This window comes from Bacillus sp. AFS053548 (genome assembly GCF_002575105.1).
Classification (GTDB): Bacteria; Bacillota; Bacilli; order Bacillales; family Bacillaceae_G; genus Gottfriedia.
Window position 1 is genome coordinate 45955 of the sequence record NZ_NUHI01000022.1, and the last position, 14778, is coordinate 60732.

Consider the following 14778-nt stretch of genomic DNA (forward strand, 5'->3'; position numbering starts at 1 on the left):
CTTCACAAAAAAACATATAATTTATTAATTTCCCCAATTATAAGAAAAAATCAACATAGAAAATTTATGGTTTTCAATAAAACCTAATGATATTTCCTCAAATTTACCAGTGATTCTCTATAAATATTGTATAAATGACAATATTTTTAAGTGAAATGCCCATATACAACCCAAGAATAATTCCACCAATTGCAGAAGATTTTTTTACAGTGGAATATTCCGTGAACAATGGCGACAAACAACCTTTAGACACGATATTCAACTACAAGCATCAGGGGCTGACACCGGTACAATTACAGTTAACGTTACTAGTGATTCCATCTATATCTATTGAGTTTAGTGATAAATAGAAAAGTAATTTTGTGTGGGGTGAAATTAAGTGAGTACTTATTTTTACCCTAGTTTTTTTGTTTAAACAATTATAGCAAAAATATGAATAAGGAAGAATTTACTATTTATCTAAAAAAATAATTAATCGTATATTAATTTTGTTTTAAATACCTTACAATTAATAAGAGTTTGTTACAATTATATCTCTTATTCTATTGAAAATGAGTAAAAACGCTAGTTTCGTTAATTAGGTTTGCAGGTAAATAGACCTTGGAAAATATCGAAAATTTATATTATCAAATGCAAAAGTTCTATTTTTGAGTAATCTAAAAGGTATTATTGAGTGTTTACTAGAAAATAATTCCAAGAGAAAGGAGGGGTTTGACAGTTTTGATTTTGAATTGATGTAACTACATATAAAGTTTAATCCATTTGTTTTCTTCAAAATTCCAATCTTTCATTTAAATGAATGGATTAAGGTTTAGTTGTTACATATGTTTGTCTAATTAATTATCTTTGAATCTATTAAAAAAGGGGCTCAACAATGAAGAAAAAAAATTATTTAGCTTTACCTGTATCAACAATCCTGTTATTTTCAAGTATTTATTCTGGAACAGTTCAAGCTGCTTCAGTAACAGGAACTAATAGTACAGTAGCTAATCAGGCAAACTCTGGTAAAAACCTTAGAAAAAGCCAAATGAAGGAAGTACCAAAAGCGAGTGGTAAAGTACTCCCTAAAAAGGCAGAATCTAAAATTGAAACAAAATTAAGAGATAAATTAAAAAATAAACAATCAGTAACGAAACATAATGAACAAACAGGTGAATTAATCGTTAAATATAAAAAGAAAGTGACTACAGGTGAAATCACTACACTTCAGAAAAAGTATTCTTTAAAGTCTTCAAAGAAATTAAAGGGTTTAAACGCTGAAGTAGTAAAAATCCCGTCAGGTGAAAGCACAACTGAATACATAACTAAACTAAAAAAAGATCCAAACGTTGATTCTGTACAACCGAACTACAAATATTACGCTTCTGACTTCAATAATGCTAATGACTATTATGATCAATTATGGGGACTTAACAATATCGGACAAACCATCAATGACAGTGTAGGAAAAGAGAATATTGATGTAGACGCACCTGAAAGCTGGACCAATTTTAGTTCAAAGCTATCGAAACCAGAAGCGCAAGTAGTAGTTGGTGTAATCGATACGGGCGTGGATATAAACCATCCTGATTTAAAAGGGAAAATTTGGACAAACCCTGGTGAGACAGGGAATGGTAAAGAAAATGATGGGATAGATAATGATCACGATGGGTATGTTGACGATGTCCATGGCTGGGATTTTTATAACCATGATAACACTGTTTACGATGCACTTGATGGAGATGAACATGGTACTCATGTATCTGGAACCATTGCTGGAGCTTTAGAAGGTCCAAATCTAAAAGATAATAAAGGTGTAGTTGGTGTTGCTCCAAACGTAAAAATTATGCCGTTAAAGTTCATCGGTCCTGATGGAGGAACTTCTGCAGATGCGATCGAAGCAATCGAATACGCTAAAAGTATGGGCGTTAAAATCACAAATAACAGCTGGGGTGGCGGAGAATACGATCCATTGCTTGAAGAAGCAATTGCAAATTCTAATAGCTTATTTGTAGCTGCTGCGGGTAATGACGGAATGGATAATGATGAAGAAGGGGCTTATCCTGCTAGCTTTGAAAGTTCTAATATCTTATCCGTTGCTGCTGTTGATAATAAAGGTAACTTAGCACCTTTCTCAAATTATGGTGCGGAATCTGTTGATGTTGCTGCTCCTGGAGTTGACATTATCAGTTCAGTCCCTAAATACCCAATCGATGAAATTACAAAAGCATTAAAAATTGATCAAGCTGGAGCATCGGCTCAAATTGCTGGAGACAATTACAAAGCGATCTTTGATGGCATTGGTTATGAAAAGATATCTGAAAAACAAAGACAGGATGCTTTTGATAAAGCATTAAGTTATTTAGATTTGACGGATACGAATAAGAAAATTTTACTAGTTCAAGATGATGAAAGTGATCTTGCAGACTTGTTAAAAGATTTTATTCCTGAACTTTCTAAAATCTTTAAAAACTATTTACCAACTTATCAACAACTGTTGTCTAAGTATTCTTCGGTAAAAACGGTTACGATCAGTTCTGAAGCTTCTTTATCAATGAACAGTACTGATTTATCACAATACGATGCTGTAGTTTGGTTTACAGGAAACGGTATTGGATTTAACTCTGAAGATGGTACTGCTTTAACTAAATCAGATACAGAATTGTTAAAGAATTATCTTACAAGTGGCGGTAAATTATTATTATCAGGTGTTAACGCTTTAATAGGCCAAGAAAAATCATCATTTGTAAAGGATTCTTTACATTTAAATGTTAATTCAGATATGGGTCCAAGTTTGAATGTTGAAGGTTTATCTGGTGGAATCTATGAAAATACTAAATTTGATGTAAACCGATATGATTTACCTTACTACATAGCTGATTATGTAACTTCGAATGATCCAAAAACAGTCATTAATTCTAAATATGTTTCTGATTATGCCCAAGCATACGATTATTATAGTGGAACATCTATGGCAACTCCACATACTACGGGTGCTGCTGCTATTTTATTAGGTTTACATCCGAACATGTCACCAGAGATGCTTAAACTATATACAAGTGCAAAAGGTACGAAATTAGATTCACTAAAAGGTCTTGTAGGCACTGGAAATATTGTTAAATCATCAACGCTAGATAACTTTGATGACAATGATACACCAGGTATTCCATTAGATAAAAGTGTATTAAATGGAAGTCTAGATTCTAAAAATGACAAAAACGATGTTTATGCAATTTCATTAAAAGAAGGCCAAGGCATCACATTCTCATTAAATGGGCAAACAGGAAGCGATTTTGACTTGTATGTATATAATGAATCCGCATCTAGTGTAAATAATAAGAATGGTATGGTTGCGTACTCAGAGAACATCAATTCATCTAAAGAAAAGATAAACTTTATCGCTCCTAGAACTGGAATCTATTTTGTAAATGTCTACGACTACAATGGTTCAGGAAACTATAAACTTTATTCTGGTAATTTCGGTGGATCCTATGAAGATGATTCTGACTCAGTGACTTTAGATGGAGATTGGATGCCAGCATTTAATCCTGAATTCTCTGAAGAAATGGCAGGAGTACTTAATTCTAGAGGTGAAGTTAATTTCTCATTTGTTGGGTCTAGCATTGAATGGCAAGGTTTTAAAGATCCAACACAAGGAATTGCCGATGTTTATATAGACGGCAATAAGATTGCATCTCCATCTCTTTATAATAGTACGTTGAAATCAAAACAAAGTTTATTAAAATATGATTTTACAACTTATGGCAATCACTCTATCAGAATTGTTTGGACTGGAAAAAGTGATCCAGTGGCAAGAAAATCTGCTACAGGAATCAATTTGGATAAATTTATTGTAAAAGATAATCCTATTTCATTAAAAACTTCATTTGATACGGCAAAGAAATATCCAGTAATTTCATGGAGTGCTCCAAAATGGGCAGAATCATATAATATTTATCGCAAAGAGTCGTCACAAACTGATTATGTACAAATAAATAAAACACCAATTACTACAACGTCATTTACAGATACAACTGCAATGTCGCCTGGAAAAACATACAACTATGTTGTGGTAATTAATACACTGGATAAAACTGAGACACCTTATTCAACATCAATTAATTACGTAAACGATGATGATATTAAAGGAAGAATCTATATAACAGGTACTGCAAAAGGAAGTCTTAATACTGACGCAAATGACTTTAAAGATGTTTGGGCTAAAAACTTAGAAGCAGGCAAAACATATGAAATTACGTTAACAGGTCCAACTAATACAAACTTTGATCTTTCATTATACAACATTGGTACATCAACTATTTATGGTACGAAAGAATTGAAAAAGTCTGCTAGTACAACGTCTACTGAAAAAATTGTCTTTAAACCAACAAAAACTGGAATGTACTATATCGTTCCTTCTGCTGTAAAAGGCTCTGGCCAATATAGTATTAATATTTCAGTTCAAACAACGAAATCAGTAGAGAACAATGATTCTAATGTTAAATACTCTGGAACTTGGAGTAAGTTAAATTATACGAGTGCTTCTGGTGGCTCGATTAATCAAACAAAAGGATCTACTGGATCGCTTCAATACAATTTTAGTGGTACGGGTATTACTGTATATGCATTAAAAGATAAGAATATGGGTAGAGCAGATGTATATGTTGATGGTAAAAAAATAAAGCAAATTGACCTTTATTCTTCAAGCCGTAAATATAAAGTGAATGTTTTTAATTTGCAAAATCTACCAAACAAAGCACACACTATTAAAATTGTTGCTACTGGTACAAAATCTAGTACTGCAACAAACAAGTTAATAAATGTTGATTCATTTAAATTAACTCAGTTTTCTTTAGTTAAATAAGCAAAACAAAAAAATCCTGATTGCTCTTTTGAGTATTTCGGGATTTTTTTTTTCGAATGTAGAATAGTTTAATTTCCTTTACCAAAGGAAATTAAAAGGTAACAAATTTTGTGGAATATTTTGAATAATATAGACGTTTTAACTTTACATTTGGTAAAATTAAGCAGAAATACGTTGGTCATTTCGTTGGCCAGCCTAATTATTTTTTCATTATTAGTGAATGAAAAGTGGAGGATTTAGGATTTATGGAGAGGAAACCAAGAGTGTTTATTGGTTCATCAGCGGAAGCTATTCATTATGTTGAAGCCGTATTTGAGGGACTAAAAAGGGATACGGAAGTCACGATGTGGATGAATGCTTTTGAAGAACTAGAGTACACGATGGATGATTTAGAAAAGCAACTCGATACAAATGACTTTGCAGTATTCATATTTACTCCAGACGATATTATTGAAATTCGAAATGAGAAATATTTAGCAACAAGAGATAATACAATGTTTGAAATGGGACTATTTTGGGGGCGTTTAAAAAGAGGACGAGTTTTTTACATTATGCCAAATGATACGAAAGGCATAGTACATAAAAACTCTATAGAACCGCTGAACTATCATTTACTTTCGGATTTAACCGGTCTTAATTCCTTAAAATATGATATACGTGATGATAAAGATATCGTTCAAGAAGTGGCTGGTGCTTGTATTAAAATAAAGAGAAAGATTAGAGAAAAGGGTTTATTTCCTAATCTTCAATATAAAATTGATGATTTAATTGTACAAAAAAAAGAAAGTGAAGTTGTTGCTAAATTTAGTACACTTCTATCACTAGAACTTTTAAAATCAGACCAAAATAAAGTTGCGATATTCTTATCAGATCATTTAAAAAGGGCACATAGTGTACCCGAAGGTTATGAAATTGCTGATGTAGGTGTATGGAAAGTAGAAAGGTCTGACGGTTTAAAACATGTTGCCGGTAAAAAATCTAGAATCGATTTTTATCATTTTGGTGTAAATGAAGGTATTGTTGATGAGCCAATCTTTGTGATCGATAGTTATCTAAATAGCGAAATTATTTTCATTAAAAAAAGTGAATTTTACAATACATACTTAATATGCTATCCTATTGAAAATAGTATGGTACTAACTGTCACTTTTTCAAGTGAAGAGTATGAAGCAATCGATCTAACTGAAGATGAAAAAGACTTCCTTTTAGGAAGAAATAAAAGATTAATGAAAACAATAAATGAACTTTTTGGAGGTGTTTCTGTATGACTAGGTATATCAACTTAAATGATGCTAAAAAGGAATTCAAGAAAGATTTCTATCCAAAAGTTGAAAAAGGTATTGGCCAAAAGGGACTTGCTGATTTTAATGGTAAAACTGAAAGAGGAATTGTTGTTCTTCGTCGCAAAGCAGAATACGGAACTCCAGATCAAATGAAAGCATATTAAAGTAAAAGGGTGACTAAATTAGTTACCCTTTTTTTTGTTTTGATTTATGAGTAAGTAAAAAGGCGAAAATAAGTAATATAGTACCTCATAAGAGCTACATGAGTAAGTAAAAAAGCAAAAATAAGAAAAGTAGTACCTCATAAGGGCTTCATGAGTAAGTAAAAAGACATAAATAAGAAAAGTAGTTACTCATAAAGGCTTCATGAGTAAGTAAATAAGCGAAAATAAGTAATTTAGTACCTCATAAGTGCTTCATGAGTAAGTAAAAAAGCAAAAATAAGAAAAGTAGTTACTCATAAGGTCTTCATGAGTAAGTAAAAAAGCAAAAATAAGAAAAATAGTAACTCATAAGGTCTTCATGAGTAAGTAAAAAAGCAAAAATAAGAAAAATAGTAACTCATAAGGGCTTCATGAGTAAGTAAAAAAGCAAAAATAAGAAAAGTAGTACCTCATAAGAGCTTCATGAGTAAGTAAAAAGGCATAAATAAGAAAAGTAGATACTCATGAGTGCTTTATGAGTAAGTAAAAAAGCAAAAAAATGAAAATTGGGCACTCAAAAGAGTTTCACCGAAAACCTACTTACGTAACAATGACCATGATAATCACTAATTAACAACCCCATGTTTACAACAGACTAAAAAACATGGTTGCCAAGCTTTTGCACATTAAAAAATTACTCATTATCCATCAGTTTTCTTAACTTAGATTCTGTATTTGTATTTTCAACAGGAGTGTAAATACTACATCTTAAATCAATGTTTCCTTGAACTTGTAAGGATGTTAAGTTAAAAAGCATTTTTCCTGCTTTTGCGTGTCGAAACTCAATTAATACATCTGGGGCCGAACTTACTTCGCTCTCATTCCAGAGTTCATGAAATTCTGGGAAATTTTGTTCCATTTCATTAATAAAGGAAGTGTACCATTGATCGCCCACATATTGTCCGTAATAAGTGCGAAATATTGCTAAGAAACCTTTCACAAAATGCTCCCAATTCACTGCTAAACTTTTAAATTCTTTTCTAGAGAAGAGCAATTGAATAAGATTTCGTTCCACTTTTGGAATTTGTTCGAAATCTAAAAATACGTGAGCTGCTGCTGGATTCCATCCAACGATTTGGCATCTTCGATCTGAAATAATGATTGGACAGTTCCGAAGTTCATTTAATATTTTAGTCAAGGCTGGACTAATGACTGTTTCTTCTTCATTTGAAAATGAGCGTTTTTCAGCTTCCGGTAATGCAAGTGCATATAAATAATTTCGCTCATCTTTATTTAATTGTAATGCATCTGAAATGGCATCTAATACGGATTTAGAAACTGTTATATCTCTTCCTTGTTCTAGCCACGTATACCATGTTGTACTGACTCCTGCTAACGCGGCAACCTCTTCTCTACGAAGGCCCGGAGTTCTTCTACGGGTTCCAACTGGTAATCCAACCATTTGCGGATTTATTTTAGACCGTTGCGTTTTTAGAAATTCTGACAGTGCTTGAAGTCGGGTTTCTCGATTCATCTTATAACTCCCTTCTGAACGTAGTATAAATTATACTAGGATAAACTACAACTTGTAATAGGATAAATACACGTTAAAATTAAGAAAAAACGATTGGAGAACTAATGATGAGAAGAATTGTTATTACAGGTATGGGTGTTATCTCCCCACTAGGAAATGATGTAGATACGGTTTGGAATAACTTAATTAACGGAAAATCAGGTATCACCCCTATTGATACGATTGATGTATCAAATATAAAAACGAAAGTAGCAGGAATCGTTCGTGACTTTGATGCCGAAGAAAGATGGGGAAGAAAGGAAGCAAGAAAATTAGATCGTTTTTGTCAATTTGGTTTAGCTGCTGCTGAACAAGCTTTGGAAAGTTCACAATTACAATTAGAAAAAATCGATCTTGAACGTTTAGGAGTTTATGTTGGATCGGGAATTGGTGGGATTAATACTTTTATCGAAAATGTAAATTTATTAAACGAAAGAGGACCAGCGAGAGTTAGTCCAAGTTTAGTGCCGATGATGATATCAAATGCGGCAGCAGCTCAAATTAGTATAAGATTAGGTGCACTTGGTCCATCTTTATCACCGGTAACCGCATGCTCTATAGGGAATTCAGCTATTGGAGAGGCATTCAATACAATTCGCAACGGAGAAGCGGATGTTATTTTTGCGGGTGGTACAGAGGCAGCTATAACGCAATTATCTTTAGCAAGTTTTGGTAACGCTAAGGCATTGTCCATCAATACTGAACCTACCACATCAAGTCGACCTTTTGATGCAAAAAGAGATGGATTTGTAATGAGTGAAGGTGCGGGGATTTTAGTGTTAGAATCATTGGAACACGCAGTAAAAAGAAATGCGCCCATCTTATGTGAGATAATTGGCTATGGAGCAAGTTCAGATGCATATCATATGGTTGCAACTCACCCAGAAGGACGAGGAGCGTTTTTAGCTATGAGAAATGCTTTAAATAGAGCTGAAATAGCATTACAAGATGTGGATGTCATTAGTGCACATGCAACAAGTACCCCATTAGGCGATCAATCTGAAACGCTGGCAATAAAAAAATTGTTTGGCGAACACGCTTATAAAATTCCTGTTACAGCAAATAAATCAATGCTTGGTCATATGCTTGGAGCAGCAGGAGGAGTAGAGGCAATTGCTTTAGTGAAAAGTCTTCAAGAAGGTATTATTCCGCCAACAATCAACTTAACACAGCCGGATCCCGATTGTGATTTAGACTATGTATCGGAAGGGGCAAGGAAAAAAGAATTAAACATTGGTATTTCAAACTCATTCGGTTTTGGTGGTCATAATTCTGCCATTATATTGAAAAAGTACATTTAAGATTGATCGTAATTATTATTTATCAACACAGTAAAAGCCTCTTTTAAGTAAGAGGCTTTATTTAAGGAACCTTAATCCTTAACCTAATTCATAAAACTCTGCTCATTAAGATTCTTCACCTTACTGTTTTTAAATAAATTCAAAAATAGATAGATTAAATAAAAGAGGAATACAACAAAAAGCCCAACTAAAAGTAGGATTAGTAAATAAATTGGATTGAAATGAAGCCCTAAAGTTGTTGTTTCTTTACCCAGTTTGTAAAAATATTCTAGTGGTGTTCCATTTTCGGGAGCCATTGTGTAAAAGTAATTAGATGTAAAGGGCTCCATCCATTTCATAAACAAATTATTTACAAAGATTGATAAAATGTACAATAAAATAATGAGCGACATTGTTTTTCGCAAAATTTTTAAATTAATTACAACCATATTATTGAAATACGCCCACAAGACAATTCCTACGATTAACATATGCCCCCAAAGATAGGCCATTCCTTGCCAAGTTAGGAGAGATTGATAGTTTGAAAGCCCGTTAGCAAATATAATGCTTACTAAAGCAGCAGGAAGGTTAAAACAAAACGCAATTGAAAATAGCAATTCACTTTCAAATAAAAAAGCAAAAAATAAAATAAAATTAGCAAAATGACAAATTTGTAAAGGGAATTCTTCAGGTGAAATTTGATTCACTTTGTGATAAATTTCAATATTACGACCAACTAAAAGAGCAATCCCAATAAGCGAGAAACCCATACCAATCAATCGTAACGTCTGATTGTTAAAGCGCCTAAATAGAAAATAAAACAAAGTGACAAATAGAAAAGGGCACGCCATAAATAAAAAATGGAATGGACTCCACATTTGAAAGGTCATTGAACTATACTTTCCTTCATGTAGTAAAATACACTTGTTTTCAACGCGATTTACCCCCATTACTTTTTATTGTAATTTGTTTTGAGCAAAAAACGTATCATTAAGCGATCAAACTAAAGACATCAAGTAATCAACACCTATTATTGATTTATTCAAAAGTTTTTTAGAAAGAACCTGGAATTTATACTCTAAACTTGTACAAAAAAAGAAATATTATTTAGGGGATATTGACAACTTATTTTATTCATATTATTATTATCTCATATTCAAGATATTTTAATTTGAAATTATTTGGAGGTGGAAATATTGGAGAATGAATGCAAAACTCTTCGTTTTAATTTTAAAGCACTAATATAAAGAATCTATGATGAATAAAGTCAGAATTGATTAAGTACATTATAAACATGGTCTTTGAAATGCTGCGTAAAAACAATTCAATTCAATATTTTTTTATAAAATTATCTCGAATTAAAGATAAAAAAACAATTAGGAGGATTTAAAGATGTTAAATATTGGTTTATTAATTATTCGTTTAGTAATCGGTTTACTTTTTGTAGGTCATGGAGCTCAAAAATTATTTGGCTGGTTCGGTGGTCATGGATTGAAGGGAACAGGTGGATGGTTTGAATCAATTGGAATGAAACCAGGTGTAACTATTGCACTTTTCGCAGGTTTAGCAGAACTAATCGGGGGAATTTTGTTTACACTAGGACTATTAACACCACTTGCAGGAATTATGATTGCGGGAACAATGGTGATGGCAATTATTAAAGTTCATGGGCCAAATGGATTATGGGCAACAGCTAATGGATATGAATACAACTTAACATTGCTTTCAGTTGCTATTGGTATAGCTTTAATTGGACCTGGTAAATATGCTTTAGATGCATTTTTATTCTAATTGATCTCTTTAGAAATTGATTTTACTAAGTAAACTTTTAATTAGTATAAAAGTGCTGTTAAATAATGAATCTGTTCATTAAAAAATGAAATAATAGAAAATGTAAGACAAATAGTAGTAAGCTAATCGAGCTTTGTTCGATTAGCTTACTTGTATTTTAAATAAAAATGAATTTATAGCATTTTTTTCATTTTTCATAAATTTCGATTTATACATAAACATTCTTTACTGTAAAGTCAAAATTATTACTTTGATTCCATCTATTTACATATGATTTAGTAATTAAAATCTAGGAGGCAAAAAAATTGGATTATCGAATTGAAAAAGATTCAATTGGTGAGATAAAAGTACCCGTAAATAAACTATGGGGAGCTCAAACCCAGAGAAGTTTTGAGAACTTTAAAATCGGTACTGAAAAAATGCCTATTCAATTAATTTATGCTTTGGCATTAATTAAAAAGAGTGCAGCAATTACAAATAATAAACTAGGAAAATTGGATAGTGAAAAAGCAGATGCAATCATTGCTGCCGTAGATGAAATATTAAAAGGTAATCTTGACAATCACTTTCCACTTGTTGTTTGGCAAACAGGAAGTGGTACACAAACAAATATGAATGTTAATGAAGTAATCGCTCACCGTGGAAATGAGTTTTTAGCAGAAAAAGGAAACAATAAAAAAATTCATCCAAATGACGATGTTAATATGTCTCAAAGTTCAAATGATACATTCCCAACAGTAATGCATATTTCAAGCGTTCTTGCAGTAAATGAGCAATTGCTCCCTGCATTAATAAATTTAAAAATGACATTAAACGAAAAGATGAATAAATTTAAACAGATAATAAAAATTGGCCGAACACATTTGCAAGATGCAACACCAATAACACTTGGTCAAGAGATAAGTGGTTGGCATCGAATGCTTGAAAAAAATGAAGAAATGTTAGTAGATAGTATGAAGTTTATTGCTGAATTAGCTATTGGTGGGACTGCTGTTGGTACAGGAATCAATGCCCATCCGAGTTTTGGAACGATGATGGCTGAAGAAATTAGTTCGTTAACTGGACTACATTTTATTTCTGCTGAAAACAAATTTCAAGCATTAACAAGTCATGATGAAATTGTTTATACTCATGGTGCTTTAAAAGCATTGGCGGCAGATTTAATGAAAATAGCGAATGATGTCCGCTGGATGGCAAGTGGTCCTAGAAGTGGTATAGGTGAAATTACCATTCCATCAAACGAACCAGGAAGTTCGATTATGCCAGGAAAAGTAAACCCAACCCAATCTGAAGCACTAACAATGGTTGTAACTCAAATTATGGGAAACGATATGACAATAAGCTTTGCTGCTAGTCAAGGAAACTTTGAATTGAATGTGTTCAAACCAGTCATTATTTATAATTTTCTGCAGTCAGTTAGATTACTTTCAGATTCAATCAGTTCATTTAATGATCACTGTGCAAAAGGCATAGAAGCAAATATAGAAGTGATTGAACAAAATCTAAATCGATCACTTATGCTCGTAACCGCATTAAATCCTCATATTGGTTATGAAAAAGCAGCAACAATAGCCAAGTTAGCATTTAATGAAAATTTGACACTTAAAGAAGCTGCTTTAAAAACGGGTTATTTATCGGAAGACGAATTCGATCGAATGATAAGACCAGAAAATATGATTTAGTTAGATTTTAAATCCTAAATAAAATCAAAAAAATCCTGATGGCCACTTTAGAGCCGTCAGGATTTTTTTATTAATTCTCACATACCATCAATTAAATTTCTATCTACTTTTGAATCTTTGTTCTTCGATTTTAGAAAAAAGAGCGGATTAAGTCAGTTTAAAGTTCGATTTTAGAGGATCAATATTAAAAAAATCATCATAAATTCACATTAAGTTCACATCAATAGATTATAATCACTTTATCCTTAAATATTATTTAAAAAGAAAGAAGGCGGATTAATTGAAGCCCATTAAAACAATTTCAACAGATGAAATGCAAAAATTTGAAGATAAACTTAAAAAATACAATTGGATTTTGATGTTAATAACAGTAATCACTATACCATTTATAGTAAGCTACATGTAAAAAAAGAAAAGTACTAATACTGTTTTCTTTTTTACATATGCCCCCAAAAGAATAGATCTAAAAAAAGCCAAGAATTTTTTCTTGGCTTTTTTATTTTGAATTTATTTATCATGTTTAAAGCCAACAAACGAAATGTTTACAACTTTGAAACAACCTGTGACAAAAAATGAAACATTTAAAAACTATGATACAAATATAAGTTTTCTGGAGTGTGATAAATGAAAAATAAAAATTGCTAAATGTAACGTTACTAATACTTAACAGAATTAGTTTCGGAATCTTCAAGGCTAGCAATTAGTTAAGTAATTTAATATAAATAAGGAGAGAACCTATGTCTAATAAGATTATTTGGATACTTTTGGGAATGTTATTAATCCTTATCCTCATACCGAAAGCCAATGCCACTACATTTAAGTTTAATTTTAACAATAATAAGTTCTCAAATTATGTAGATCATTTGAACTTAAATACGACAAAGGCTACTTGTGGTCAGACAATTGAAATGGGTTTAAAAACGAAAAAAAGTGGTGAAGAAGTTTCACTAACATTTTCAAATGGTACGAATCGAAAAGAAATTTCTTTAATAAAAACATCTAAGAACTCTTTTTCTGGAAAAATGAAGATTACAAGTTCATTTGCAAAAGGTGAATATAAACTTGATTCAATTAAATTTAATCAACAAAATCTAGTAATCTCCGATAAAAAAATCAATTTCACAATTTTAGATTTACCGATCCCAACAATTGATCAAGTAACAAATCAATCAACAGCTATTAAAGGGTTATTTCTTTCAAATAGTCTTGTAGAAGTGTATAACGATTCTAAATTAATTAATACCGTGGTAACAAATGATAAAGGTGAATTTAATGATGTTATAAAACCATTGAAAGAATTTACTAAAATAAGCGTCATTGGGGTTAGTGAAGGATTAGAAAGTAAACCAATTACAGTTAGTGTAAAAGATTCAGTTGCACCATTGATTACTTCTCTTTCTGCTATAACTGATCAATCACAGAATGTAACTGGAAAATCTGAACCTTTCGCAACTGTCAAAGTATATATGAACGAAAATCTAATCGGAGATAATACAGTTAGCTCAACAGGTAAGTTCTCAGTTAAAATTGGTAAACAAAAAGCGAATTCAATTCTCAAAGTAATCGTTCTAGATCAGAGTAATAATCAAAGTACACCACTTACATTGCGCGTATCACATTATACTTCACAAGTGGGAGGTACAGTTAAAAATAGCTCATCGTTATCAGCTGCCCAATTGATGATTATTAATACAAGGACGAATAATCTAACTTTTTATCGTAATGGTAATCTTGTAAAAACCTTTACTGTTGCAACAGGTAAGTCGTCAACACCTACGCCTATTGGAAAATTTGTCATCTCAAACAAAGTTAAGAACCGTCCATGGTACAAGGGAAATATTCCTGGAGGTGATCCTAGAAATCCACTTGGTAACCGCTGGCTAGGATTAAGTGTTGGTGCTGCATATGGTATCCACGGAAATAATAAAGAAAGTTCAATAGGACAATCAGTAAGTTCAGGCTGTGTCCGAATGCATAATAGTGAAATCCAATGGCTTTTTGAGCAAGTTAACATAGGAACAACTGTCATTATTGCTAATTCTTCCAATTCGAATGAAAAGATTGCCAGTTCTTATGGTATTTCAATTGTATAAGTAAAGAAAAGGGAAGTCTCATAGTCGATTTTTTCGACAAAGAGACACCCTTTTCTTTTATATTCCATGGAAAGAGAACGGGTTAGTTTT

The 14778-nt window shown here is 32.0% G+C and carries 9 protein-coding genes; 7 read left to right on the plus strand and 2 right to left on the minus strand.

The window, feature by feature from the left end; genetic code table 11:
• Positions 1 to 874: 874 nt before the first annotated feature.
• The 3 genes from CN946_RS11130 to CN946_RS11140 all read left to right on the plus strand — a co-directional run bounded on the left by CN946_RS11130 (position 875) and on the right by CN946_RS11140 (position 6290).
• Positions 875 to 4843 (plus strand): S8 family serine peptidase, encoded by a 3969-nt coding sequence (locus CN946_RS11130; RefSeq protein ID WP_098861177.1) that lies wholly within the window; start codon positions 875 to 877, stop codon positions 4841 to 4843.
• 245 nt (positions 4844 to 5088) lie between these two features.
• Positions 5089 to 6111, plus strand: coding sequence for a TIR domain-containing protein (locus tag CN946_RS11135; protein ID WP_098861178.1), 1023 nt, complete (start codon positions 5089 to 5091; stop codon positions 6109 to 6111).
• Positions 6108 to 6290 carry a hypothetical protein gene (locus CN946_RS11140; RefSeq protein ID WP_098427971.1) on the plus strand — a complete coding sequence of 61 codons (183 nt, stop codon included), beginning with the start codon at positions 6108 to 6110 and terminating at the stop codon, positions 6288 to 6290. Before CN946_RS11135 ends, CN946_RS11140 begins: the two co-directional genes overlap by 4 nt.
• A 673-nt stretch (positions 6291 to 6963) precedes the next feature.
• Here CN946_RS11140 and CN946_RS11145 read toward each other — a convergent pair.
• Positions 6964 to 7803 (minus strand): helix-turn-helix transcriptional regulator, encoded by an 840-nt coding sequence (locus tag CN946_RS11145; protein WP_098861179.1) that lies wholly within the window; start codon positions 7801 to 7803, stop codon positions 6964 to 6966.
• Between the two features lie 107 nt (positions 7804 to 7910).
• On the opposite strand from CN946_RS11145, the gene fabF reads away from it, so the two are divergent.
• Entirely contained in the window at positions 7911 to 9143 is a 1233-nt protein-coding gene (gene fabF, locus CN946_RS11150; RefSeq protein WP_098861180.1) for a beta-ketoacyl-ACP synthase II, read from the plus strand.
• Between the two features lie 83 nt (positions 9144 to 9226).
• Here fabF and CN946_RS11155 read toward each other — a convergent pair whose 3' ends face one another.
• Positions 9227 to 10012 carry a TMEM164 family acyltransferase gene (locus tag CN946_RS11155; RefSeq protein ID WP_176547299.1) on the minus strand — a complete coding sequence of 262 codons (786 nt, stop codon included), beginning with the start codon at positions 10010 to 10012 and terminating at the stop codon, positions 9227 to 9229.
• Between the two features lie 502 nt (positions 10013 to 10514).
• Between CN946_RS11155 and CN946_RS11160 the strand changes: the two genes are divergently transcribed.
• The 3 genes from CN946_RS11160 to CN946_RS23150 all read left to right on the plus strand — a co-directional run bounded on the left by CN946_RS11160 (position 10515) and on the right by CN946_RS23150 (position 14688).
• Positions 10515 to 10913 (plus strand): DoxX family protein, encoded by a 399-nt coding sequence (locus CN946_RS11160; RefSeq protein ID WP_098861182.1) that lies wholly within the window; start codon positions 10515 to 10517, stop codon positions 10911 to 10913.
• Positions 10914 to 11218: 305 nt separating this feature from the next.
• Positions 11219 to 12595: a class II fumarate hydratase gene (fumC, locus tag CN946_RS11165; RefSeq protein ID WP_098861183.1), complete on the plus strand. Its 1377-nt coding sequence runs from the start codon at positions 11219 to 11221 to the stop codon at positions 12593 to 12595.
• A gap of 737 nt (positions 12596 to 13332) precedes the next feature.
• Positions 13333 to 14688, plus strand: coding sequence for a L,D-transpeptidase family protein (locus CN946_RS23150; RefSeq protein WP_141546900.1), 1356 nt, complete (start codon positions 13333 to 13335; stop codon positions 14686 to 14688).
• Positions 14689 to 14778 lie beyond the last annotated feature (90 nt).

Excerpts from the sequence above, each read along its gene's own strand:
- CN946_RS11140 (WP_098427971.1), top strand. The coding sequence starts at position 6,108 with ATGACTAGGTATATCAACTTAAATGATGCTAAAAAGGAATTCAAGAAA.
- CN946_RS11155 (WP_176547299.1), bottom strand. The coding sequence starts at position 10,012 with ATGACCTTTCAAATGTGGAGTCCATTCCATTTTTTATTTATGGCGTGC.
- CN946_RS11160 (WP_098861182.1), top strand. The coding sequence starts at position 10,515 with ATGTTAAATATTGGTTTATTAATTATTCGTTTAGTAATCGGTTTACTT.
- CN946_RS23150 (WP_141546900.1), top strand. The coding sequence starts at position 13,333 with ATGTCTAATAAGATTATTTGGATACTTTTGGGAATGTTATTAATCCTT.
- CN946_RS11130 (WP_098861177.1), top strand. The coding sequence starts at position 875 with ATGAAGAAAAAAAATTATTTAGCTTTACCTGTATCAACAATCCTGTTA.
- fabF (WP_098861180.1), top strand. The coding sequence starts at position 7,911 with ATGAGAAGAATTGTTATTACAGGTATGGGTGTTATCTCCCCACTAGGA.
- CN946_RS11135 (WP_098861178.1), top strand. The coding sequence starts at position 5,089 with ATGGAGAGGAAACCAAGAGTGTTTATTGGTTCATCAGCGGAAGCTATT.
- CN946_RS11145 (WP_098861179.1), bottom strand. The coding sequence starts at position 7,803 with ATGAATCGAGAAACCCGACTTCAAGCACTGTCAGAATTTCTAAAAACG.